General features: G+C 66.2%; 21 protein-coding genes. 11 read left to right on the forward strand and 10 right to left on the reverse strand.

Annotated elements, in window-relative coordinates:
* Positions 1-85 precede the first annotated feature (85 nt).
* Both ACZ48C_RS11045 and xdhC read left to right on the forward strand, forming a co-directional pair.
* A complete protein-coding gene (locus ACZ48C_RS11045) occupies positions 86-859 on the forward strand; it encodes a 3-hydroxybutyrate dehydrogenase (protein ID WP_464781128.1) in 774 nt (257 codons plus the stop codon).
* Between the two features lie 38 nt (positions 860-897).
* On the forward strand, positions 898-1,719 hold the full coding sequence (gene xdhC, locus ACZ48C_RS11050; protein ID WP_464781129.1) for a xanthine dehydrogenase accessory protein XdhC: 822 nt from the start codon (positions 898-900) through the stop codon (positions 1,717-1,719).
* Here the strand turns inward: xdhC and ACZ48C_RS11055 are convergent.
* Complete coding sequence (locus tag ACZ48C_RS11055; RefSeq protein ID WP_415213031.1) at positions 1,716-1,901, reverse strand: hypothetical protein; 186 nt, start codon at positions 1,899-1,901, stop codon at positions 1,716-1,718. The genes xdhC and ACZ48C_RS11055 overlap by 4 nt on opposite strands.
* 79 nt (positions 1,902-1,980) lie before the next feature.
* Between ACZ48C_RS11055 and ACZ48C_RS11060 the strand changes: the two genes are divergently transcribed.
* The 3 genes from ACZ48C_RS11060 to guaD all read left to right on the forward strand — a co-directional run bounded on the left by ACZ48C_RS11060 (position 1,981) and on the right by guaD (position 5,729).
* Positions 1,981-2,895 (forward strand): LysR substrate-binding domain-containing protein, encoded by a 915-nt coding sequence (locus ACZ48C_RS11060; protein ID WP_464781130.1) that lies wholly within the window; start codon positions 1,981-1,983, stop codon positions 2,893-2,895.
* Between the two features lie 176 nt (positions 2,896-3,071).
* The gene (locus ACZ48C_RS11065) at positions 3,072-4,259 is read left to right on the forward strand and encodes an arabinose transporter (protein ID WP_464781131.1); all 1,188 of its coding nucleotides are present in this window, start codon (positions 3,072-3,074) and stop codon (positions 4,257-4,259) included.
* Between the two features lie 162 nt (positions 4,260-4,421).
* The gene (gene guaD, locus ACZ48C_RS11070) at positions 4,422-5,729 is read left to right on the forward strand and encodes a guanine deaminase (RefSeq protein ID WP_464781132.1); all 1,308 of its coding nucleotides are present in this window, start codon (positions 4,422-4,424) and stop codon (positions 5,727-5,729) included.
* A 245-nt stretch (positions 5,730-5,974) separates the two neighbouring features.
* On the opposite strand, the gene ACZ48C_RS11075 is transcribed toward guaD, so the two are convergent.
* From ACZ48C_RS11075 to puuE, 3 genes are read right to left on the reverse strand one after another with little or no spacing between them, the layout of a single operon-like run.
* Positions 5,975-6,469 carry an ureidoglycolate lyase gene (locus ACZ48C_RS11075; RefSeq protein ID WP_464781133.1) on the reverse strand — a complete coding sequence of 165 codons (495 nt, stop codon included), beginning with the start codon at positions 6,467-6,469 and terminating at the stop codon, positions 5,975-5,977.
* Between the two features lie 51 nt (positions 6,470-6,520).
* Entirely contained in the window at positions 6,521-7,018 is a 498-nt protein-coding gene (gene uraD / locus ACZ48C_RS11080; protein WP_464781134.1) for a 2-oxo-4-hydroxy-4-carboxy-5-ureidoimidazoline decarboxylase, read from the reverse strand.
* A complete protein-coding gene (puuE, locus tag ACZ48C_RS11085) occupies positions 7,015-7,947 on the reverse strand; it encodes an allantoinase PuuE (protein WP_464781135.1) in 933 nt (310 codons plus the stop codon). The genes uraD and puuE overlap by 4 nt, the downstream gene beginning before the upstream one ends.
* 136 nt (positions 7,948-8,083) lie before the next feature.
* On the opposite strand from puuE, the gene ACZ48C_RS11090 reads away from it, so the two are divergent.
* The gene (locus tag ACZ48C_RS11090; RefSeq protein ID WP_119256930.1) at positions 8,084-8,458 is read left to right on the forward strand and encodes a PRC-barrel domain-containing protein; all 375 of its coding nucleotides are present in this window, start codon (positions 8,084-8,086) and stop codon (positions 8,456-8,458) included.
* 6 nt (positions 8,459-8,464) lie between these two features.
* Here ACZ48C_RS11090 and ACZ48C_RS11095 read toward each other — a convergent pair whose 3' ends face one another.
* Positions 8,465-9,643 (reverse strand): NAD(P)/FAD-dependent oxidoreductase, encoded by a 1,179-nt coding sequence (locus ACZ48C_RS11095; RefSeq protein WP_464781136.1) that lies wholly within the window; start codon positions 9,641-9,643, stop codon positions 8,465-8,467.
* Here ACZ48C_RS11095 and mnmC2 point away from each other — a divergent pair.
* Positions 9,642-10,364 carry a tRNA (5-methylaminomethyl-2-thiouridine)(34)-methyltransferase MnmC2 gene (mnmC2, locus tag ACZ48C_RS11100; RefSeq protein WP_464781137.1) on the forward strand — a complete coding sequence of 241 codons (723 nt, stop codon included), beginning with the start codon at positions 9,642-9,644 and terminating at the stop codon, positions 10,362-10,364. The genes ACZ48C_RS11095 and mnmC2 overlap by 2 nt on opposite strands.
* 3 nt (positions 10,365-10,367) lie before the next feature.
* Here mnmC2 and ACZ48C_RS11105 read toward each other — a convergent pair whose 3' ends face one another.
* Positions 10,368-13,991 (reverse strand): PAS-domain containing protein, encoded by a 3,624-nt coding sequence (locus tag ACZ48C_RS11105; protein ID WP_464781138.1) that lies wholly within the window; start codon positions 13,989-13,991, stop codon positions 10,368-10,370.
* Positions 13,992-14,111: 120 nt separating this feature from the next.
* Positions 14,112-14,564: a host attachment protein gene (locus ACZ48C_RS11110; protein ID WP_119256926.1), complete on the reverse strand. Its 453-nt coding sequence runs from the start codon at positions 14,562-14,564 to the stop codon at positions 14,112-14,114.
* Between the two features lie 519 nt (positions 14,565-15,083).
* Between ACZ48C_RS11110 and ACZ48C_RS11115 the strand changes: the two genes are divergently transcribed.
* Positions 15,084-16,520, forward strand: coding sequence for a DEAD/DEAH box helicase (locus tag ACZ48C_RS11115; RefSeq protein ID WP_119256925.1), 1,437 nt, complete (start codon positions 15,084-15,086; stop codon positions 16,518-16,520).
* Positions 16,521-16,602: 82 nt separating this feature from the next.
* Here the strand turns inward: ACZ48C_RS11115 and ACZ48C_RS11120 are convergent, their stop codons facing one another.
* Entirely contained in the window at positions 16,603-17,487 is an 885-nt protein-coding gene (locus ACZ48C_RS11120; RefSeq protein ID WP_464781139.1) for a DMT family transporter, read from the reverse strand.
* Positions 17,488-17,810: 323 nt separating this feature from the next.
* Between ACZ48C_RS11120 and ACZ48C_RS11125 the strand changes: the two genes are divergently transcribed.
* Genes ACZ48C_RS11125 through ACZ48C_RS11135 form a run of 3 tightly spaced genes read left to right on the forward strand, consistent with a single transcriptional unit; the run spans position 17,811 to position 20,990 of the window.
* Complete coding sequence (locus ACZ48C_RS11125; RefSeq protein WP_205536208.1) at positions 17,811-19,205, forward strand: circularly permuted type 2 ATP-grasp protein; 1,395 nt, start codon at positions 17,811-17,813, stop codon at positions 19,203-19,205.
* Positions 19,206-19,209: 4 nt separating this feature from the next.
* Positions 19,210-20,151, forward strand: a complete 942-nt coding sequence (locus ACZ48C_RS11130; RefSeq protein ID WP_119256922.1) for an alpha-E domain-containing protein — start codon at positions 19,210-19,212, stop codon at positions 20,149-20,151.
* A 14-nt stretch (positions 20,152-20,165) separates the two neighbouring features.
* Positions 20,166-20,990, forward strand: coding sequence for a transglutaminase family protein (locus ACZ48C_RS11135; protein WP_464781140.1), 825 nt, complete (start codon positions 20,166-20,168; stop codon positions 20,988-20,990).
* Positions 20,991-21,074: 84 nt separating this feature from the next.
* On the opposite strand, the gene ACZ48C_RS11140 is transcribed toward ACZ48C_RS11135, so the two are convergent.
* Positions 21,075-21,701, reverse strand: a complete 627-nt coding sequence (locus tag ACZ48C_RS11140; protein ID WP_464781141.1) for a hypothetical protein — start codon at positions 21,699-21,701, stop codon at positions 21,075-21,077.
* A 198-nt stretch (positions 21,702-21,899) separates the two neighbouring features.
* Positions 21,900-23,333 (reverse strand): aldehyde dehydrogenase family protein, encoded by a 1,434-nt coding sequence (locus ACZ48C_RS11145; protein WP_464781142.1) that lies wholly within the window; start codon positions 23,331-23,333, stop codon positions 21,900-21,902.
* Positions 23,334-23,376: the final 43 nt, after the last annotated feature.

The following is a 23,376-nucleotide window of genomic DNA, read 5'->3' on the forward strand; positions in this document are numbered from 1 at the left end:
GGGACTGTACCGCGCGGAAAACGCAATTGTCATCGCTTGAGTTTTAGGCGTAGGCTGCCGCAACGCAGCATATCGGGAGATAGTCATGAAGAGCGTCGTCATCACCGGCTCCACCAGCGGCATCGGCCTTGCCATCGCCGCCGCCTTTGCCGAAACCGGCGCCAATGTCGTCATCAACGGCTTCGGCGCAGCGGACGAGATCGAGGCCATCCGGGTAAAGCTCGACGGCCTCGGCAAGGGCCGCGTCATCTACCATCCCGCCGACATGACCAAGCCGCACGAGATCTCCGACCTCATCGAGACGGCGGTGGAGGAATTCGACGGCGTCGACATCCTCGTCAACAATGCCGGCATCCAGCATGTCGAGAAGATCGAGGATTTCCCGGTCGAGAAATGGGACCAGATCATCGCGATCAACCTCTCCAGTTCCTTCCACACCATCCGCTGCGCCGTGCCGCACATGAAGCGCAAGGGCTGGGGCCGCATCGTCAACGTCGCCTCCGCGCACGGCCTCGTCGCCTCGCCCTTCAAGGCCGCCTATGTCGCGGCCAAGCACGGCGTCATGGGCCTCACCAAGACCGTCGCGCTGGAAGTCGCCGAGAACGGCATCACCGCCAACGCCATCTGCCCCGGCTACGTGCTGACGCCGCTCGTCGAAAAGCAGATCCCCGATACGGCCAAGGCCCGCGGCATCAGCGAGGCCGAGGTGAAGACCGACGTGATGCTGAAATTCCAGCCGACCAAGGAATTCGTCGGCACCGACGAGGTGGCGGCCATCGCGCTGTTCCTCGCCTCGGATGCGGCAAAGTCGATCAACGGCACCCATATATCCGTCGACGGCGGCTGGACCGCCCAATAAGAAGGCGCCCCGGTGACGGGGCGCGCAAGAAGGACGAAATGAACTTTCTACAGGATAGCCTCGAGGGCTTTCTCGCCCGCGAGCACCGCGTCGTCGTCGTCGAGGTCAGTGCAACGAAAGGCTCCGCCCCGCGCGACAAGGGCACCTTCATGCTGGTCGCGCCGACCGAGATCCACGGCACGGTCGGCGGCGGCCAGCTCGAATATGTGGCAATCGAGAATGCCCGCAAGCTCCTGGCAGGCGCCGGCGGCGAGGCGAGCCTCGACATTCCCCTCGGCCCGGATATCGGCCAGTGTTGCGGCGGCCGCGTCGAACTGACCTTCACCGTCGCCGACGAGGCGGCCCGCAAGGCCCTCGATGCAAGACTGAAGGAAGAGGAACGGCGGAAGCCCCAGGTCTGGGTGTTCGGCGCCGGCCATGTCGGCCGGGCGCTCGCCGAAGCGCTGACGCTCCTGCCCCTCAAGGTCTTCGTCGTCGAGGCGCGCGAGAGCGAACTCGACCAGCTCACCTCCGAGGTGCACCACCGGCTGGACGCCATGCCGGAATCGCTCGTCGCCGACATCCCGCCGGGCTCGGCGGTGGTCATCGTCACCCACGACCATGCGCTCGACTTCCTGATCGGCCGCGAGGCGCTGGCCCGCACGGACCTTGCCTATATCGGCATGGTCGGCTCGAAATCGAAGCGCGGCAGCTTCCTCCACTATCTGGAGGAGGAAGGTCTCGACCGCGCCGTGGCCGACCGGCTCGTCCTGCCCATCGGCGGAACGGCGGTCGACGACAAGCGCCCGGAGGTCATCGCCGCGATGACGGCGGCCGAGGTGCTGCTCGCCTTCGCCGCATGGCGGGGCGAGACGGCTTAGCGGCCGCTGCGCCCGTCGAGAAAACCGAGATCGCGCTTGATGTGATCGGACAGTTCCCGCGGATCGAGCCGCGGGCGGCGCTTCCTCGCGCCCGGGCGCAAGGCGATGGAGAGCTTATGCCAGAGGCCGGGCTTGCGGAATTGCAGGGCGCCCGCCTGTACCGGGTCGGCGATGCATGTCATGGGAAAACCTCGTGAATTCCATCCATTGCTTGCAGGGTGCGCTGAAAGATGATGGAACTCCAATCGAAGCTTCGTCTGCATGCATGAAGAGAACTTGGCCTTGAAGATGTCCCGCAACTTCCCGCTCAATGCGCTGCGCGTCTTCGACGCGGCAGCCCGGCATGCGAGCTTCACCCGCGCCGGCGACGAGCTGGGCATGACGCAGACGGCCGTCAGCTACCAGATCAAGCTGCTGGAGGAGACGCTGGGCGAGCCGCTGTTCCTGCGCCAGCCCCGGCAGGTCATCCTCAGCGAGGCGGGCGAGCGCCTCGCGCCGAAGGTGGCCGAGGGGCTCGGCAAGCTCGCCGAGGCCGTCGCGGACCTGCGCGGCGCGACGGAGCAGAAGCTCTGCATCCACTCCACGCCCACCTTCGCCCTGCAATGGCTGAGCCGCACCGTCGGCGATTTCCAGCTCAGGCATCCGAACATCGCCGTCCGCCTCACCACCTCGCAGGACGTGATCGATTTCGCCAAGGAGGAGGCGGATGTCGCGATCCGCTGGGGCAAGGGCGACTGGCCCGGCCTCGCCAGCCATCGCGTCATGCGCATGAACTTCACGCCCATGCTGAGCCCGGCGCTCGCCGAGACCATCGGCGGCGTGAAGGAGCCGGCCGACCTCCTGAAACTGCCGATCATCAGCGCGCGCGACATCTGGTGGCGCACCTGGTTTGCCGCCGCCGGCGTCGACAATCCCGATCTCGAACGCTTCCCGCCCAACGAGCTCGGCACGCAGACCATCGACGCGCAGATCGCCATGGCCGGCCAGGGCGTCGCCGTCCTCAATCCCGGCCATTTCCGCATGGAGGTCGCCGCCGGCCAGCTCTTCCAGCCCTTCGAACTGACCTGCAACGACGGGCGGGACTATTGGCTCGCCTACCCGGAAAACCGCCGCAACATCCCGAAGATCAGGGCTTTCCGCGAGTGGATCCTCGCGACCATGCCGCCGGAGGCATAGGCCGCCATCGGTCTTTGCTGCCGCAAGCCGTTGACTTGGTGCGCGGGAAAATCTATTGCGTCCTTACGCCAGTGTTCTGGCCGTAAGCGTCTAACGTCAAGCAACGCACAACGACCCTCGCCGGTCGGAGTGCGTTTTTCATGCGCCGTCGGACGAGGGAAAGCCTGGAGGAAACCATGGCTCCCCAATTCATGCGCACGGCCCCGCCGGGCCGACTTCTGTTGCTGACGGCCATCCTGCTCGTCTCCTATCTCTGCGTCGCGATCTCGCTGCCCATCGTCCCCGTCTTCGTCACGGGCTCGCTTGGCCTCGGCAATGTCTGGGCCGGGCTCGGCGTCGGCAGCGCCTTCCTGTCCACGATCCTGACGCGCGCCCATGCCGGCCGGCTTGCCGATGGCCGCGGCGCCAAGACCGCCGTCGCGCGCGGCCTTGTCTTCTACATCGCGGGCGCGCTGGCTTCGCTCGCCGCCGGCCTCTTGCCCGGCCAGCCCCTCGCCGCCTTCGCCATTCTCCTCGCCGGCCGCCTGCTTCTCGGCCTCGGCGAAAGCCTCGTCGCCGTCGGCGTCATCGCCTGGGGCGTCGGCATCGTCGGCCCGGCCAATTCGGGCCGCGTGCTGGCGATGGTCGGCGCGGCGATGTACGGCGCGCTCGCCATCGGCGGGCCGCTCGGCCTCGCGCTGCTCCAGTCGGTCGGCTTTGCCGGGGCGATGACGATCAGCGCCCTCCTGCCGGCGCTCGGCCTGCTGGCCATCTGGCGCATCCCGGCCGTCGCGCCCCATCCCGAACAGGAAAGACCCTCGTTCCGCAGCGTGATCAGCCGCATCTGGCTGCACGGCACGATCATCTGCCTGCAGGGCATCGGCTTTGCCGCCATCGGCGCGTTCTTCGCCCTCTATTTCCGCGACCAGCACTGGAGCCATGCCGGCCTCGGCCTCACGGCCTTCGGCAGCGGCTTCGTGCTGATGCGCATCTTCTTCGGCCACCTGCCGGACCGCATCGGCGGGCTGCCGGTGGCGATCGGCTCGCTCGCCGTCGAGGCCGTCGGCCAGATGCTCATCTGGAGCGCGAACGACCCCACGCTCGCCCTCGTCGGCGCATTCCTCACCGGCATCGGCTGCTCGATGATCTTTCCCTCGCTCGGGCGGGAGGTCGTGCATCGCGTGCCACCCCATCTGCGCGGCACGGCGCTCGGCGGCTTCTCGGCGTTCCAGGATGCGGCCTATGGCCTGACCGGCCCCTTTGCCGGGCTGCTCGCCGACCATGCCGGCTATGACAGCGTCTTCCTCGTCGGCGGCATCGCGGCGGCGTCGGGCTTCGTGATCGCGCTGTCGCTCAGGCGCAGAAGCCTCGCGGCCGCCGCATAGCAATCCACGGATGCATGAAGATCGCCCGCGCGGACAGCCTTCGCGCGGGCGGAAAACCGGCACCCGCCCTTTCTTCGCCCGCAAAGCTTGCACAATATGGCAACAGATGAGACACGCCCTCACCATCCCGTTCGAACCAGCCGCAGAAGGAAGCCGACCGCCATGACCCAGACCCTGATCCGCGGACGCCTGCTCTCCTTCCTCCGCCGCCCGCAAGCCATCGACGATGCCGCAAGCTACCGCTACGAGGAGGACGGCGGCCTGCTGGTCGCCGATGGCAGGATCCTCGCCTCCGGCCCCTATGCCGCCGTCAGCGCCGAAGCCGCCGGGGATGCCGAGGAGATCGACCACCGCCCCCATCTCATCCTGCCGGGGCTCATCGACACCCACCTGCATTTCCCGCAGATGCAGGTGATCGGCTCCTATGCCGCGAACCTGCTGGAATGGCTGAACACCTACACCTTCCCGGAGGAATGCCGCTTCGTCGAGAGCGAGCACGCCGCCCGCATCGCCCGCCATTTCTACGACGAGATGATCCGCCACGGCACGACGACGGCCGTCGCCTACTGCTCCGTGCACAAGGCCTCGGCCGACGCCTATTTCGCCGAGGCGCTGAAGCGCGGCATGCGCATGATCGGCGGCAAGGTGATGATGGACCGCAACGCTCCGCAGGGCCTGCTCGACACGCCCGAGATGGGCTATGACGAGACCCGCGCGGTAATTGCCGAATGGCACGGCAAGGGCCGCAACCACGTCGCCATCACCCCGCGCTTCGCCATCACCTCGACGCCGGCGCAGATGGAAATGACCGCCGCGCTCGCCCGCGAGTTCCCCGACCTGCATATCCAGACGCATCTTTCGGAGAACCACGACGAGATCCGCTTCACCGGCGAACTCTACCCGGACGCCATCGACTATACGGATGTCTATGCGAAATATGGCCTGCTCGGGCCGAAAAGCCTGTTCGGCCACTGCATCCATCTCTCCGAGCGCGAAGCGGATGCGATGAGCGAGGCGGGCGCGGTGGCGGTGCATTGCCCGACCTCCAACCTCTTCCTCGGCTCCGGCCTCTTCCCGCTGAAGAGCCTGTCGCGGCGGGAAAAGCCGGTGCGCATCGGGCTCGCCACCGATGTCGGCGGCGGCACGAGCTATTCCATGCTGAAGACGATGGACGAGGCCTACAAGATCCAGCAATTGCTCGGCGAGCGGCTGAACCCCTACGAGAGCTTCTATCACATGACGCTCGGCAATGCCGAAGCGCTCTCGCTGGCGGACCGCATCGGCACGCTGGAGGCCGGCACCGACGCCGATTTCGTGGTGCTCGATGCCGCCGCGACGCCGGCCATGGCGCTGAAGATGGAAGTGGTGCGCTCGCTCACCGACGAGCTCTTCCTGCTCCAGACCCTAGGCGACGACCGCGCCGTGCGCGAGACCTATGTGGCCGGCAGGCCGATGAAGGCGGTGCTTTGAGAAGAGCGGCCGGTGGCCCCGCAATTCGCGGCTATTGCCGACAGGCAGGGCAGCGCCGCAGGTTCCCTTCTCCCCTCGGGGAGAAGGTGCCGGCAGGCGGATGAGGGGAGCGCCGGAGGAGGGAAGAACGGCAGTCTTCAGCCGTGCATCCCCTCATCCGATCCTTCGGGCCACCTTCTCCCCGAGGGGAGAAGGAAAGGTGCGGCGCCGTCCACCCCTATGCGATGGCCCTGCCCCGCAAGCGATCAAGGCTGTTCGATGATGAACGGCGTATCGAAGAAGTATTCTTCCAGATTGACGCCGCCGCCGAGGCGGTCGACGACGATGAAGTCGCTGGTCGCGCCGACCGTCATCAGCGGGTGGTGCCAGACGTTGCGGCAGTAATTCACGCCCTGCCGTCCGCCGGCGCGGAACACCTGCGGCCGGCCCGGCCTGCCGCCCTCGTCCTCCGCCACGATCACCAGCCAGGGCCGGTCGTCGATCGGCGAGAAGCTCTGGCTGCCGAAGGGATGGCGCTCCATCATGTCGACGGCATAGGGGAAGCTCCGCGGGCTGCCGCGGAAGATGTTGATGATGACCTTCGCATCCTCGCCGACGGCTTCGGCCTCGGCGAGCGCATGGTAGCGCTCGGTGTTGCCGCCGTTGATATGGCGCATGGCGGCGGGATCGGCCTCGATCACCGTGCCGAAGGGGGCGAAGGCTTCAGGGGTCAGCGGGCGGATCGTCAGTATCTCAGCCATCGGACAGCCCTCCCGGGGAGAGGAAGGGCGGTCGTGGGTCGTCGGGCATTTTCAATCTCCGGGGAGCAGAGCAGTCAATCTCAGGAGCGCGATGCGCTCCACCTGGGTCTTCGCGGTCTCGAATTCCACATCGGCGGTGTTGCCGATGCGGGCCTCGAAGGCGGCGAGGATATCGTCCTTCGTCAGCCCCTTCACCGCGATGATGAAGGGGAAGCCGAATTTTTCCGTATAGGCCGTGTTGAGCTCGGTAAAGCGGGCATGCTCGGCCGGGCTCAGCCGGTCGAGGCCGGCGCCGGCCTGTTCCTTGCGGCTGTCCTCGGTGAGCCCGCCGGCAATCGCCAGCTTGCCGGCAAGGTCCGGGTGGGCCTGGAGCACGCCAAGCTGTTCGGCATGGCTCGCCTTGCGGAAGGCAGCGGTCAGCGCGGCATGCACACCCCCGGCGGTCAGCGGCAGGGACACCGCGTCGGCATCGAGCGCCCGCTCGGCGATGAAGGGCGAGTGCTCGAAGACGCCGCCGAACCGGTCGAGGAAATCGGCGTGGTCGATCATACGCCCTTGCCCTTCGACGGATGGTGATGCTCGATCCAGTGGCGCGCGATGTCGATGCGGCGCGGGATCCAGACCTTCTCGTGGCCGAGCACGTAGTCGACGAAGCGGGCGAGCGCCGCGACGCGGCCCGGACGGCCGACAAGGCGGCAGTGCAGGCCGATGTTCAACATCTTCGGGCTGCCATCCTGGCCCTCCTGGTAGAGCACGTCGAAAGCGTCCTTCAGGTAGTTGAAGAACTGGTCGCCGGCATTGAAGCCCTGCGGCGTCGCGAAACGCATGTCGTTCGTTTCGAGCGTGTAGGGAATGATGAGGAAGGGCTCGCCGTCGACGCCCGGCACCCAGTAGGGCAGGTCATCGGCGTAGGAATCGGAGGAATAGACGAAGCCGCCCTCCTCCATCACCAGCCGCAGCGTGTTGGACGACGGCTTGCCCTGGTACATGCCGAGCGGATGCGAGCCGGTCAGCTCCTTGTGCAGGCGCACGGCCTCGCGGATGTGCTCGCGCTCCTGCTCCTCGGAGAAGTCCTTGTATTCCAGCCAGCGATAGCCGTGGCTGGCGATCTCCCAGCCGGCTTCCTTCATGGCCGCGACGGCTTCCGGATTGCGCGCCATGGCAAGCGTCACGCCGTAGACGGTCGTGGTGACGTTACGGCTGGTGAAGAGCCGGTGCAGGCGCCAGAAGCCGGCGCGCGAGCCGTATTCGTAGATCGATTCCATGTTGAGGTTGCGCTGCCCCTGCCAGGGCTGCGCGCCGACGATTTCCGACAGCAGGCATTCCGAGGACGGGTCGCCGTCGAGGATGCAGCTCTCGCCGCCCTCCTCGTAGTTCACCACGAACTGCACGGCGATATTCGCATCGCCCGGCCAGCGCACCTGCGGCGGGTTGCGGCCGTAGCCGATCAGGTCGCGCGCATAGGTCTTGTCGGTCATTCGCTCACCTCGAAATTGGGCCTACCGTAGCACCGGACGGCGGAAAGTCGAATTGAATCTGGTGCATAACCCCATGAAGAGGAACCATTACCGCCTTGGCCCGTTTCCTGTCCATGACAACCAAGGAGAAACACTTATGGCCATGCAGGATGCAAATATTCGCGAAACCCAGGATCTCATCGCCAGCGACAAGGTCGAGGGCACGAGCGTCTACGGCGCCGACGGCAAGCATATCGGCTCGGTGGAACGCCTGATCCTCGACAAGCGGAGCGGCCACGTCTCCTATGCCGTCCTCAGCTTCGGCGGGTTCCTCGGCATCGGCCAGGATCATTACCCCCTGCCCTGGGCCAAGCTCAGCTATGACGAGGGCCTCGGCGGCTACCGCGTCGACCTGACCAAGGAACAGGTCGAAAACGCCCCGCATTACGAGAGCGATGCCGAATATGACTGGAACCGCCGCAACGGCAAGGTCATCCACGACTATTACGGCGTTCCGCCCTACTGGATGTAAAACGGTCTATACCCGCCCGGCTTCGTCGAAGTGTGCCGGGACGGTGAACGAGGGCGGCACGTCGAGCGTGCCGCCCTCGATTTCGTTCAGCACCGCGCGGGCGAGCCTGTGCGCGATGCCGAAGCTCACCTTGAAGCCGCCCGCCATGAGGCTGACATTGCGGTGATCCGGGTGCCGCCCGACCATCGGGTCCGGCCCCACCGCCCGCGGCCGAAGCCCCGCCCAGCGCTCCACGACCGGCGCGTCGGCAAGGACCGGCGCCATCGCCCGGGCTCGTTCGATCAGCGTGTCGAGCAGGTCATCCGTGCGGTGAGGATCGGCGAACGCGTTCTCGCTGGTGCTGCCGATGGCGACCAGCCCGTCCTCATGCGGAACGATATAGAGGCCGTCGGCGAAGATCACCGGCAGCGCCGGATCGAGATCTGCCTTCAGCAACGCCGCCTGCCCCTTCACCGCGCTGCCGGCCGGCCTGGCGAGCTTCGGGCCGAGCGGCGTCAGGAGATCGAAGGTCTGCACGCCGGCCGCCAGCACGCAGGTGCCGAAGGCAAGGCTGGCCCCGTCGTCGAGATGCGCCCGGCCGGCCGCCGGATCGAGCGCCGCAAGGCCGGTTCCCTCGCGGATGGTCACATTCGCCATGCGGCCGAGCGCGATCTTGAGGGCGGCGAGCAGGAGGCGCGGCGCGACGCGCCCGGCAAGGCGGTCGTGCACGACGCCGTAGGGCATCGCCTCCCCCGACGGCCATCCGGAAACCGGCGCCGCATCCAGCACTTCGAAGGCGAAGGATCGGTCGGGCGTACGCCAGACGGAAAGCGCATCCTGCGCATGGCCGAGGGCACGCTCGCGATTGTGCAGCTTCAGCAGCGGCATGAGACGGCCGGAGCGGCGATAGCCGGTGGAAAGCCCGGTCTCGGCCTCGAGGGCCGCGATCTCTCCCTCCAGCGAGACGAGCGCATCGAACTGGAAGGCCTTCTTGGCATTCCACCTGTCGGGCAGGTGCGCCATCAGCGCGCCGAGCACGCCGCCGCTCGCCCCCGCGCCGATCCGCCTCTTCTCTATGAGCGAAACCGAGAGCCCTTCGCGGGCGGCCAGAAGGGCGGTCCACAGGCCCATCACCCCGCCGCCGACGACGAGGAGGTCCACGCCCGGTTGACCGGCGGCCTTCACGCGACTATCGGCATTCGCCATGGCTGACCATAATCCTGAGAACACGACCGGGACCGATGCGGTCCTCGACTGGCACGAGGGCGATATGCCCTATTCCCGTGCCTTTGACGATCACTTTTATTGCCGCAGCGACGGGCGGCTGGAATGCGGCCATGTCTTCCTTGCCGGCAACGACCTGCCCCGGCGCTGGCAGCGCCGGGAGCCGTTCCGCATCGCCGAACTCGGCTTCGGCACCGGCCTCAACCTGTGCGAGACATGGCGGCAATGGTGCGAGACCGCGCCGGAAGGCGCAAGCCTGCACTTCACCTCCTTCGAGCGCTTTCCGATGGCCCGCGCCGATATCGAACGCGCCCTTTCGCACTGGCCGGAAATCGAACGGGAACGCGCGATCCTCACCGAAAAATGGCCCGACGCCGCCGAGGGCCGCGTCGAGATCGAGCTCGACCCCCGCATGCGCCTCACCGTCGTCTGCGGCGCGGCGCTCGACAGCCTTTCGGAGGAGAAAATCCCCTACGACGCCTGGTATCTCGACGGTTTCGCGCCGTCGCGCAATCCGGACATGTGGTCGGCGGAGCTGATGGCGGAGGTCTTCCGGCTGACGGCTCCGGGCGGGCGCTTCGGCACCTATGCCGCCGCCGGCTTCGTGCGGCGCAATCTCGCCGCCGCGGGCTTTACCGTGGAACGCCGGCCGGGTTTTGCGGGAAAGCGCGAAATGCTCTGCGGGGAAAGGCCGGCCGCCTGAAGATCAGTGCAGCGTGCCCTTGGCTGCAGGCGCGATGCCGCGCTTCAGCCAGCGGTCGAGCTTTTCATCCAGCTTCTCGACGCTGATCGGCTTGGTCAGATAGTCGTCCATGCCGGCGGCAAGGCAGTCCTCGCGGTCGCCGTCGAGCACATGGGCGGTGACGGCGACGATGGGCACGCGATGGCCGGTGCCGCTTTCGAGCTCGCGGATCGCTCGGCTCGCCTGCAGGCCATTCATCACCGGCATGGAAATGTCCATCAGGATCATGCCGGGCCGGCTGGCGCGGAAGACCTCCACCGCCTCCTCGCCGTTCTCGACCAGCCGGAAGCGAAGACCGGAAGCGAGCAGCATCTGGGTGAAGAGGATCTGGTTGACCTCGTTGTCCTCGGCCACCAGCACGTCCAGCGCCCCCTCCCCAGCCGGCGCGGCCTGCGGGGCGACCTGCGGGCGCAGCGGCAGCACCTTGCCTGCTGCGGCGGTAGGCACCGTTTTCGCCCGCGCCGCGCGCAGCACCTCGAAGACCGTCTCGCGCAGAAGATCGGCGCGAACGGGCTTCATCAGATGGGCCTCGACCTGCTGCGAGGAGAGGAGCTGGTCCTCGGCGGAGAGGTTCATCGAGGTCAGGACGATTACGGCGATATCCGCCGTCGGCGCGCTTTCGCGCAGCGCCCGCACGAAGCCGGGCGAGCGCTCCGGCTGATAGTCTAAAAGGATCGCGTCCACCGCCACACCCATGTCCGAGGCCGCCGCGAGCACCGCCAGCGCCTCGACCTCGGAAGCGACCGCCGTGGCGTCGTATCCCCAGTCGAGCAGCATGTCATAGGCCGCCTTGCGGGAAAGCGCGTGGGCATCGACGACGAGGATGCGCCCGTCGGGCGCCTTTGCCGGCGTGATCCGGGCGGGCAATGCGGAAACGGCAAGCGCCATCGGCAGGCGCACCGTGAAGACGGAACCCCGCCCGACCTCGCTCACCACGTCCAGCGTACCGCCGAAAAGCCGCGTCAGCCCGTCCGTGATGGCAAGGCCGAGGCCCGTGCCCTCGTGCCGCCGGGTCGAGGAGGCATCGACCTGCGAGAACTTCTCGAAGATCGATTCCATCTTCTCCGTCGGAATGCCCGCGCCGGTATCCTCGACGCGAACGACGATCTCCACGCCGCTTTCCGTGGTCTGCGAGGAAAGATCGATGAGCACATGGCCGCGGTCGGTGAACTTGACGGCATTGCCGACGAGATTGGTGACGATCTGCCGGAAGCGCCCGGCATCGCCCATCACCGCCGCCGGCATGTTGGCCGCGCCGCGCACGACGAGCTCGACATCCTTCTCCGCCGCCTTGGCCGAAAGGAGCGTCGCCACGTCCTCGATCGCCTCCACCGGATTGAAGGCGACGTCGCGCAGCGTCATCTGGCCGGCGTCGATCCGGGAGAAGTCGAGGATGTCGTTGATGATCGTCAGGAGCGCGTTACCGGACTTCACCATGATGTCGATGAAGGTCTTCTGGCGCGTGTCGAGATTCGACTTGGCAAGCAGCTCCGCCATGCCGAGCACGCCGTTCATGGGCGTGCGGATCTCATGGCTCATATTGGCGAGGAATTCGGACTTGGCCTTGTCGGCAAGCTCGGCGCGCATGACGAGCCGGCGCAGCTCTTCCTCGCGGCTCTTGAGGTCTGTGATGTCGGAGAAGACCATGACGAAACGGCCGCGATCCGTCGGCGTCACGTCGAGGCGCAGCCATCGCCCGCGTCCGCTATACATGATCAGCGATACCGGCTCGCCGGAAAAGAAGATCGCGCCGAATTCGTGCGCCTCGACATGCCGTTCGTCGACGGACCCGGTCGCGCCGCGCTCGATGCAATCGTCCAGCAGGTCGGCGACCGGCGTGCCCGGCTGCAGCAGGCGCTCCGGCACGGCGACCATGCGGGAGAGCGTCTCGTTGGACAGCACCACCTTACCGTCCTCGACGACGAGCAGGCCCTGGCTCATCGAGGAGACCGCGTCCTTGAGCAGGCTGCCGGTCTCCTCCAGCGCGCTGCGGGCTTCCAGCACTTCGCGCTCGCGCTCGCGCCGCTCGGTAATGTCGATATAGGTCAGCAGGCATCGGCCGCCGGAAATCGCACAGCCGGCCTCGATCACCGTTCGCCCGTTGGCGTAGGTGACTTCCCGAACGGGTGTCTCGCCCGCGCGCATATCCGCAAGGCACGCTCCGTAGCCCTCGGCAGAGGGACCCTCGTCATCGCAAATCCCGCCCTGCGCCTTCTGGAACAGCAGGAGATCGCCGAGCGGCCGCCCCCGCATCATCGGCAGCGCGCCGTCCCACAGTTCTTCGAACGCGCCGTTCACCAGTTCCACGACATCGGTCGCATCGACCACGACGATGCCGACGGGAATGGATTCCACGATGCTTTCCAGATCGACCCGCGCCGCTTCCGCCTGGCGCTGGGCCTCGATGAGCTGGTCCTCGCGCTTCTTCAGCACCGTCGTGTCGGTAATCGAGCCGATCAGGTAGTTCTTGTCGTCGAGCGTCGTGACCCGGTAGAGGCGCGAGATCGTCGGCAGGACCGTGCCGTCGGCGCGGATATATTCGATCTCGCTTTCGACCAACTCGCCGGTATCGAGCACGAACTGGTTCTGCCGGTGGAACTCCTCGCCCTGCTCGGGATACATGTCGAGCGTGCTGAGACCGAGCAGCTCTTCCGGCTGGCGCCCCGTCATTTCGACATAGGCGCGGTTTGCGAAGATCATGCGCTGGTTCTCGTCGCGCATGAAGCTTGCGACCGGCAGCTCGTCGAGCAGCGCGCGGTAGAGACTGATCTCCTGCGAATGCTGCCGAAGCCGGCCTTCGTTTTCCTTGAGCGCGGTGACGTCGAGGCGCAGCGCGACGAGCATGCCATCCGGCCGGCGCTGCGTAACGAGGCGGATCCAGCCGCCGGAAAGACGTGCGACGGATTCGTGAAGCGGCAAGTCATAGGCGGCAAGCCGCGCCGCGATCCAGCGCTCGCGCTCGGCCGCCTCCGCCTGCCCGACCTCGACGTCGTGCAACGCCTCGGTGAGGGTCGCGAGGCTGACGGCACCGTCCGCACTGTCGCCGACCAGCGTCCGGTAGAATTCCCGCATGCTGCTGTTGGCGTAACCGAGGCGGTTGTCGGGGGAGAAGACCGCAACGCCCGCTCCCATCGCATCGAGCGCGCCCTCGACATGCTCGCCGGCACGCGCCGGCGCACGCTCGGCTTCTCCATTGGCATTCGCGGCGCAGCGGATCGCCGCCGCCAGCACGTCGGCGGACGGCGTAAACAGCCCGACGAGAATGGAGAGCGCCGCCGAAAGCCGCTCGCGCTTCAGCGCGATGTCGAAGCTGCCGTCGCCGAAGGGGTGGATATAGCGGGCACGCTCGGGATTGCCGAAGATCAGGCAGCGCCGTTCCGGGTCGTCGCGGTCGTCATGTCCCGGCGCATCGCCGATCTCATCGGTGCGAAGGCCGATCATCTCCTCCGGCAGACGGCCGAAAAGGCGGGCATAGGCGTCGTTCACCGCGAGATAGCGCAGTTCGCTGCTCTTGACATATGCGGGATGCGGGTGCGCGCGAACGCGCGCACAGGCCGCCACCAGCAATTCGTCTTGAGATTCAGCCACGCCAAGAACTCCCCGAAGCGGCACGGAAGGAGGGATTCATACCTCCCGGGGAGTATCACCAATCCTTGAACGGATGGTTAACCCTTCGTTGCCGGAATTGCCGGGGCGTCCCGGTTTCCGTCAGGTCTCGAACATGATCGAGCGGACGCTGGCGATCAGCTTTTCCGTCGGCAGGTTGGAGAAGTTCTTGTCGATCTCCACGACCGTCAGCGCGCGCGCCTTGTCGGAAAGCCTGCCGCGCAGGTCGCCGAGCGTCTGCGGCGCGGCGCAGAGCACGAGCCGGTCGAACGCGCCTTCGGCGGCATAGTCGTCGATCCGCCCGGCGATCTCGGCGGTGAATTTCTGCTGCTCCTCGCGCACCGGGTCGCTCGAATATTCCATGGAGGACCGGCCGGGGCCGACCGAGGAATGGCTGCGGCCCGGCTTGTCGGCCATGATGTCCTGAGCCTTCTTCGGTTCCCAGCGAAAGACCTCCTGCTCCGGGCTCTGCTGGCCCTCCTTCAGCAGGTTCACGCCCTTGAGCAGGCGGGCCTGATTGCCGTCTGCGGCGAGGATCCAGGTCGTAGCGGTCATTTCTCACTCCCCTAGCAAGGTTCACGGAAACGCAGATGGTACTGCGCGAGGGAGCATCCGACAGGATTGTGGCAGGATGCGTATTGGTCCAACGCAACGCGCGCGGGCATGTTCCGCCATCCGCGACGGGCAAGTATTCCCGCCGCCGGGTATGCCGGTTCGGGCGAGGAACGCGCGTCCGGCATTTCGCACATGCGAAAGTAGCGCTTGACTTTTCACCGCGAAACAACGACATGAGACCCCGAGCGTCGCCCTTCGGCCGCCGCGTGAGCGAGCCCAGCGATTTCCCGAGCACGGGACGCGAGAAGGAGAAGCGCAGGAGAATGGTCCGCCGGATAGCGGCGGAAGACTGCGCAGACGCAAATCCAACCCACAAGTTCCCAATTCACGCGGGGTTCTTGACGCCAGACGAAACCGGATCGCATGGTGCGTTCCGGCCCGAGGCGGTTCCGCAAGACATGGCGCATTGCGCCCGGAACCGGATTCGGAAAGTCGCCTGGCGCCCCGAAAGGTATTGCTTTGACAACTTTCCACGACCTCGGTCTCTCGAAGACCATCGTCGCCACCCTCTCCGCGCTCGGCTTCGAAAAGGCGACCCCGATCCAGGAAAAGGCCATTCCGCTGGTCCTCGAAGGCTCGGACCTCATCGGTCTCGCCCAGACCGGCACCGGCAAGACGGCCGCCTTCGGCCTGCCGATGATCGAGAAGCTTCTCGCTGACGCCCGCCGTCCCGACCCGCGCAACATCCGCGCCCTCATCCTTGCTCCGACCCGCGAACTGGTGAACCAGATCGCCGACAACCTGCGTGACTTCGTCAAGAAGACGCCGCTGCGCGTCGTCACCGTCGTCGGCGGCGCTTCCATCAACAAGCAGTCGGAAATGCTGAACCGCGGCACCGACATCCTCGTCGCCACGCCCGGCCGCCTGCTCGACCTCGTCGCCCGCAAGTCCGTGACGCTAACGCAGGCCCGCTACCTCGTGCTCGACGAGGCCGACCAGATGCTCGACCTCGGCTTCATCCACGACTTGCGCAAGATCTCCAAAATGGTGCCGAAGAACCGCCAGACGCTGCTCTTCTCGGCCACCATGCCCAAGCTGATCGCCGAGCTTGCCGGCGAATATCTGTCGAACCCGAAGAAGGTCGAGGTCACCCCGCCCGGCAAGGCCGCCGACAAGGTGGAGCAGTACGTGCACTTCGTGCCCGGCAAGGACCAGAAGACGCAGATCCTCAAGCAGACGCTCACCGACAATCCGGACGGCCTGTCGCTCGTCTTCTCGCGCACCAAGCACGGCGCGGAAAAGCTGATGAAGCATCTCGACCATGTCGGCTTCAAGGCTGCCTCGATCCACGGCAACAAGAGCCAGGGCCAGCGCGAGCGCGCCCTCAAGGCCTTCCGTGACGGCGAGATCCGCGTGCTGGTCGCCACCGACGTCGCCGCCCGCGGCATCGACATTCCGGGTGTCACCCATGTCTACAACTACGACCTGCCGGAAGTGCCGGACGCCTACGTCCACCGCATCGGCCGCACGGCCCGCAACGGCCGCGACGGCATCGCCATCGCCTTCTGCGCTCCGGACGAGGCGCATCTCCTGCGCGATATCGAGCGGCTGATGGGCATCAAGATCGCCGTCGCCAGCGGCGAGGCCCCGGCCGAAGTCAGCACGGCAGGCCCCGGCGGCAAGTCCCGCAAGGGCCGCAACAGCCGCGGCGGCGGCCAGCGCTCGGGCAACGGCAACGGCCGCGCCGCGAACCGCCCGGCACGCCAGCCCTTCGGTGACGGCGCGCAGGCGGAAGCCGGTGCCCCCGCTGGCGCCAAGCGCCCGCAGCACGGCCGCCCGGCCCAGAAGCAGGGTGACCGCCAGAACCGCAACCACGGCGGCAACGGCCAGCCCGGCCGCCCGCAGCGCAGCGGCAAGCCGCGCCGCCCGGAAGGCCAGCGCCGCGAACAGGCGTGAGCCGGTCACGGTATCGAATGCGGAAACGGCGGGCTTCAGCCCGCCGTTTTTGTTTGTGGGGAAGGTTGCGGGAACCGCCCTCTCACTCCGCCGGCGCGACGTCCTTGCGGTTCGTGAGATAGACCCCCACCACCACGATGGCCGTCCCGAGGATCATCGGAACCGTCAGCTCCTCGCCGAAGACGGCGGCGGCCTGCAGGGCGGCGATGGGCGGGACGAGGTAGATGAGCGAGGCGGCACGGGAGACCTGGCCGCGGCGCAGCAGATAGAGCAGCAGCAGGATCGCCCCCACGGAAATGCCGAGCACCGACCAGGCGAGCAGCGCGACGAAGGCCAAGCCGAAATCGACATGCAGGTTTTCCAGGGCGAGCGCGAAGGGGACGGTGACGATCAGCGCGCCGACATATTGCAGCGTCGCGATGGTGCGGATGTCACCGGTATGCAGGTGCTGCTTCTGGTAGATCGTGCCATAGGTGACGGCCGCCATGCCCAGCATGTTGACGACGATGGCGAAGGCCGGGATCTCCGCCGCGCTTTGGCCGAAGAACTTCGGCAGGACGGCGATCAGCACCCCGAGAAAACCGAGACAGATTCCGAGCTTCTGCATCGTGCCCAGCCTTTCCCCGATGAAGAAGGGCGCCGCCAGCGCCGTCATCAGCGGCTGGAGGGCGGCGATGATCGAGGAGAGCGCCGCCGGCACGCCCTGGCCGATCGCCCACCAGACCGTGCCGAGATAGATGCCGTGCAGGAAGGCGCCCGAGACGATGGCGTGCAGGACGGTGCGCATGTCGCGCGGCCATGCGGCCCCCGAAACGAGACAGAGTACGGTAAACAGGACGGCTGCCGTCACATAGCGGATGCTGAGGAAGGTCAGCGGCTCGGAGACGATGGCGCCGAACTTGGCGACGACCCAGCCGGTGGACCAGAGCAGGACGAAGATGGCCGGAGCCAGGCGGTCGAGGGACATGGGCTTTCCGCGAAGGGGACAATCGGTGCGCGAGCGATAGGCATCGCGCCGGTGATGGTCAAAGGAATTTCCTTGATGCTTAGGTTCAGGGAAAAGCGGAGCGAACAGTCTTTCGGCACCTGCCCATGTTTTCGGCAGGCATGGATCCCCCGGATGCGCTTCACCGGACGGCTTACCGGTAGAAACCGTCGCGATGGCCGGTTTTATACGCCTCAAAGCGGTATGAGAATTCTTGATCGCTAATTGAGCATGGTTCTTGCATTGCCGGGAATGTTGTACTCAAATGACAAAAAATGGGGAACACGCCTTTGGCATTTGATGAAATGATGAACGCGGACTCCGGTGCGCGGCAGCCATACCAGAACTACCATGAATGGTACGAAGCACAGGATCGGGCCCGCCTGATCGCCAAATCGAGGGACGCCGAGAACCTCTTCCGAAAAACCGGCATCACCTTCGCGGTCTACGGGCACGCCGACAGTTCCGAAAAGCTCATCCCCTTCGACATCATACCGCGCATCATCTCCGGCCGGGAATGGCGCAAGCTCGCCCAGGGCATCGAGCAGCGGGTCATCGCCCTCAACGCCTTCCTCGACGACATCTACCACAAGCAGGAGATCATCAAGGCGGGCCGCATCCCGCGCGAGCTGATCGAGCGCAACGAGGCGTTCCTGCCGCAGATGATCGGCTTCAAGCCGCCGGGCGGCGTCTATACCCATATCGTCGGCACCGACATCGTGCGCACCGGCGAGGACCAGTTCTACGTGCTGGAGGACAATGCCCGCACCCCGTCCGGCGTCAGCTACATGCTGGAGAACCGGGAAACCATGATGCAGATGTTCCCGGAGCTGTTCCACCTCAACAAGGTGCGCCCGGTCGAGGACTATCCGAAACTGCTGCGCCAGAGCCTTGCTTCCCTCGCCCCGCCCGGCTGTTCCGGCAAGCCGCGTGTCGCGGTGCTGACGCCCGGCATCTTCAACTCCGCCTATTACGAGCACGCCTTCCTCGCCGACATGATGGGCGTGGAGCTGGTGGAGGGCTCGGACCTGCGCGTCGTCGACGGCAAGGTGAAGATGCGCACCACCCGCGGCTACGAGGCCATCGACGTCCTCTACCGCCGCGTCGACGACGACTTCCTCGATCCCATGACTTTCCGTCCGGATTCCGCGCTCGGCATCCCCGGCATCATGGACGTCTACAAGGCCGGCAACATCACCATCGCCAACGCCCCGGGCACCGGTATTTCCGACGACAAGGCGATCTATTCCTACATGCCCGAGATCGTCGAGTTCTATACGGGCCGCAAGGCGATCCTGGAGAACGTGCCGACCTGGCGCTGCTCGGAGGAAGACAGCCTGAAATACGTGCTGGAGCACCTCAGCGAACTCGTCGTCAAGGAGGTGCACGGCTCGGGCGGCTACGGCATGCTCGTCGGCCCGACCGCCACGAAGAAGGAATGCGCGGCCTTCGCCGAGAAACTGAAGGCCCGGCCGGCGAACTACATCGCCCAGCCGACGCTCTCCCTCTCCACGGTCCCGATCCTCGTCAACAAGGGCATCGCGCCCCGGCATGTCGACCTTCGGCCCTATGTGCTCGTTTCCGACAAGGTGCAGATCATTCCCGGCGGGTTGACCCGCGTGGCGCTGAAGGAAGGCTCGCTGGTGGTCAATTCCAGCCAGGGCGGCGGCACGAAGGACACCTGGGTTCTGGAGGACTGAGCCGATGCTGGGAAGAACTGCAAACGGCCTCTACTGGATGTTCCGCTATATCGAGCGGGGCGAGAACATCGCCCGCCTCATAGACGCGGGCCTGCGCATGGCGCTGACGCGCTCCGGCTCCTCCGACGAGGACTGGGACGGCGTCCTGCAAAGCGCCGGGGTGCGCGAGGATTTCGACGCCGCGCACGACAAGCTGACGAGCGCCGACGCCATCGACTACCTGCTGCGCGACCGGACGAACCCGTCGAGCGTGATGTCCTGCATCGAGGCGGCGCGCAACAATGCCCGCATGGTGCGCACGGCGCTGACCCGCGAGACCTGGGAAGCGACCAACGAGTGCTGGATCGAGCTGAAGCAGGTTCTCGCCAAGCGCGCCAAGCCGGCCGACATGCCGTCGATCATCGACACGATCAAGCGCAGCACCGGCCTCATCCGCGGCGCCTTCCACGGCACGATGCTGCGCGACGACATCTACAACTTCTCGCGCATCGGCGCCTTCATCGAACGCGCCGACAACACGGCGCGCATTCTCGACGTCAAATACTACGTGCTGTTGCCGGCCATCGCCAAGGTCGGCTCCTCGCTCGACAACAAGCAGTGGGAATCGATCCTGCGCTCCGTCTCGGCGCATCGCTCCTATAGCTGGGTCTATGACGGGGACTATTCACCCGCCAATATCGCCGACTACCTGATCCTCAACGACCGCATGCCGCGCTCGCTCGCCTATAACTATGACAAGATCGTCAGCAATCTCGGCTATCTGGCCAAGCTCTACGGCGAGAACCATGCGGCGCACGAGACGGCATCCTCGACGCTCATGCTGCTGAGAAGCCGCAGCATGGACGACATCATGGAACAGGGCCTGCACGAATTCATCGAGGAATTCATCGTGCACAACAACCGCCTCGGAGAGGAAATCTCCGAGGCCTACCGTTTCTATCGCTAGGGCTGGGGACGCGGATGCGACTGAAGATCAGCCATACGACCGAATACCGCTACGACGATCCGGTACAATATTCCCTGCAGCGCCTGCGGCTGACGCCGAAGAGCCAGCCGGGCCAGATCGTGCGCGAATGGAAGACCACCGTCGACGGCGCCCATGTCGAGGCGGGCTATACCGACCATTTCGGCAACCATGTCGATCTCGTCAGCACCAATGCCGAACAGGTGATGATCCGCATCGTCGCCGAGGGCGAGGTGGAGACCGAGGACCGCGCGGGCGTCTTCGGCCCGCATCAGGGCTTCGTGCCGCTCTGGCTCTATCTGCGCGAAACGCCGCTCACCCGGCCCGGCAAGCTGATCCGCGACATGGCCAGGGCCTCGAGCGGCGAGAACGAACTGGCGCGCATGCACGACCTGATGGCGATGCTGCACGAGGCCGTCGCCTACAGGCCCGGCGAGACCGCGCCGGACACCACGGCCGAGCAGGCGCTGGAAAAGAAGCAGGGCGTCTGCCAGGATCACGCCCACATCTTCCTCTCGGCGGCCCGCCATCTCGGGCTTCCGGCACGCTACGTCTCCGGCTATCTCCTGATGGACGAGCCCGACCAGACGGCAAGCCACGCCTGGGCGGAGGTGCATCTGCCGGGCCTCGGCTGGGTGGGCTTCGACGCGGCGAACAAGGTCTGCCCAGACGCGCGCTATGTCCGCCTTTCGACGGGCCTCGACTACAAGGACGCCGCCCCGGTTTCCGGCATGGTCCTCGGCAAGGCGACGGAAACGATGGACGTTTCCATCACCGTGGCGCCGGTGGCAAGCCAGAGCCAGTCGCAAAGCCAGAGCTGAGGCGGCGGCCGCATGGCCACCGCCTCCTTTCGGCTTGGAGTTTGTCTTGTCGGGAAAACCGGGTTCCACTTTTCCTGACAAACTCTAGCGGGATGCCGTCTGGAGCAGGCGGCAGAGCTTGACCAGCGCCGCGTCGTAGCCGCCGCTGGTGACGCCGCGGCAACGCTTGACGAGTTGCATGCGTTCGCTCTCGGGCATTCGCGCGAATTCGCGCATGACGCTCCGGTCGCCCGGGGTCAGGCTGCCGCCCGTGCCGATGCCGATATTCGCATCGAGCAGGCTGCCGCCGAGGACGTTCGCATCGACCTTCGCCCCGAGCGTGCCGACCCCGGCGCGGACATTCGCGTCGACCAGACCTTTCGTTCCGCCAACCGTCGCCGTCGTGCGGGCGTTCACGCCGCCGCGGCCGCCGACGGATGCGGTCGTCGTGGCATCGACCAAGCCGCGGGAACCACCCACCGAAGCATTGACGCCGGCATTGACACCTTTCGACCCGCCGACGCTTGCGCCGACATTCGCGCTCGCCAATCCCTTGCTGCCGCCGAGGGAGGCGCCGAGGCCGGCACTTATGCCGCCGACGCTGACGCCGACCCCAAGGCCTCTCCCCCTCCCGTCCTGCGCGAGCCCGTCGAGCGGCGCCGCAAGAACCATCGCGGCAAGCGCGATCGACAGCTTGGGGAACGACATTGCACGTGATGATGCTGTGAACATGGGAACCTCCAATCAGCGCCCGGCCCGGGATTGGGCCGGCATCTCGAAACGGAAGGTTGAGCGTTTGCCGATTGTTCCCGCATCGCGGCAGCAGGCCTTCATCAAGGCAAATGAAGAGTTTCGCAGGGTATCGTATCGAAACAGTTCGGGCGCGATCCGAAGACCGCGCCCGGGGAAAAACGACGATCGTCCGACGGCTCAGGCGAGCGTATAGGCCGTCTTCACGGTCGTGTAGAACTCGTTGGCGTATTTGCCCTGCTCGCGCGAGCCGTAGGACGAGCCCTTGCGGCCGCCGAAAGGCACATGGAAATCGACGCCCGCCGTCGGCAGGTTGACCATGACCATGCCGGCCTCGGCATTGCGCTTGAAGTGGGTGGCGTGCTTGAGGCTCGTCGTCGCGATGCCCGAGGAAAGGCCGAACGGGGTATCGTTGGCGACGGCCAGCGCTTCCTCGTAGTCCTTGACGCGGATGACCGCGGCGACCGGGCCGAAGATCTCCTCGCGCGAGATGCGCATGTCGTTCGTCGCCTCGGTGAAGAGCGCGGGGGAAAGATAGAAGCCGGGCGTGTCCCGCTTGAGGAGTTCGCCGCCGAAGGCGAGCTTCGCGCCTTCCTTTTGACCGATCTCGATATAGTCGGTGTCCTGCTTCAGCTGGCTCTGGTCGACGACCGGGCCGATATGGGTGCCGGCCTTCAGCGCATCGTCCACCACCACGCTCTTCAGCCGCTCGCCGACGGCCGCGACGAAGCGGTCATGGATGCCTTCCGTCACGATGACGCGCGAGGAGGCCGTGCAGCGCTGGCCGGTGGAGAAGAAGGCCGAATTGACGGCGGCTTCCACCGCAACGGAAAGGTCCGCATCGTCGAGCACGACGAAGGGGTTCTTGCCGCCCATTTCGAGCTGGTACTTGCGGTTATGCTCGACGGAAGCGCTAGCGACGCGCTTGCCCGTGCCGGTGGAGCCGGTGAAGGTGATGGCGTGGACGTCGGGGCTGTCGAGCATCGTCTGGCCGACGACGGAGCCCTTGCCCATGACGAGGTTGAGCACGCCCTTCGGCAGGCCGGCGCGCACGAGGATGTCGACGATGGCCCAGGAGCAGCCCGGCACCAGCTCGGCCGGCTTGAAGACGACCGTGTTGCCGTAGCAGAGCGCCGGCGCGATCTTCCAGGCGGGAATGGCGATGGGGAAGTTCCACGGCGTGATGATGCCGACGACACCGACCGGCTCGCGGGTGATCTCGACGCCGATATTCGGGCGAACGGACGGCAACGTCTCACCGGCAAGGCGAAGGCACTCGCCCGCGAAGAAATCGAAGATCTGGCCGGCACGCACCGTCTCGCCGATGCCCTCGGCCAGCGTCTTGCCCTCCTCGCGCGAGAGCAGCCGGCCGAGCTCGTCCTTGCGGGCGATGATCTCGTCGGCGGTCTTCCTCAGGATCGCGTGGCGCTCCAGGATGCCGGAGCGCGACCAGGCCGGGAAGGCCGCCTTGGCGGCGGCGATCGCCGCCTTCGTATCGTCGGCGGAGGCGCGGGCATATTCGCCGACCACGTCGTCGGTATTGGACGGATTGACGTTCTTGATCGCCTCGGAGCCGACCCATTCGCCGGCAATCAGGTTCTGATGGATGGTCATGGGCTCGACAAGCCTCCTGTCTGTCATGATGCGGCCCGATAAA

Source organism: Shinella sp. 1A1 (genome assembly GCF_055379515.1).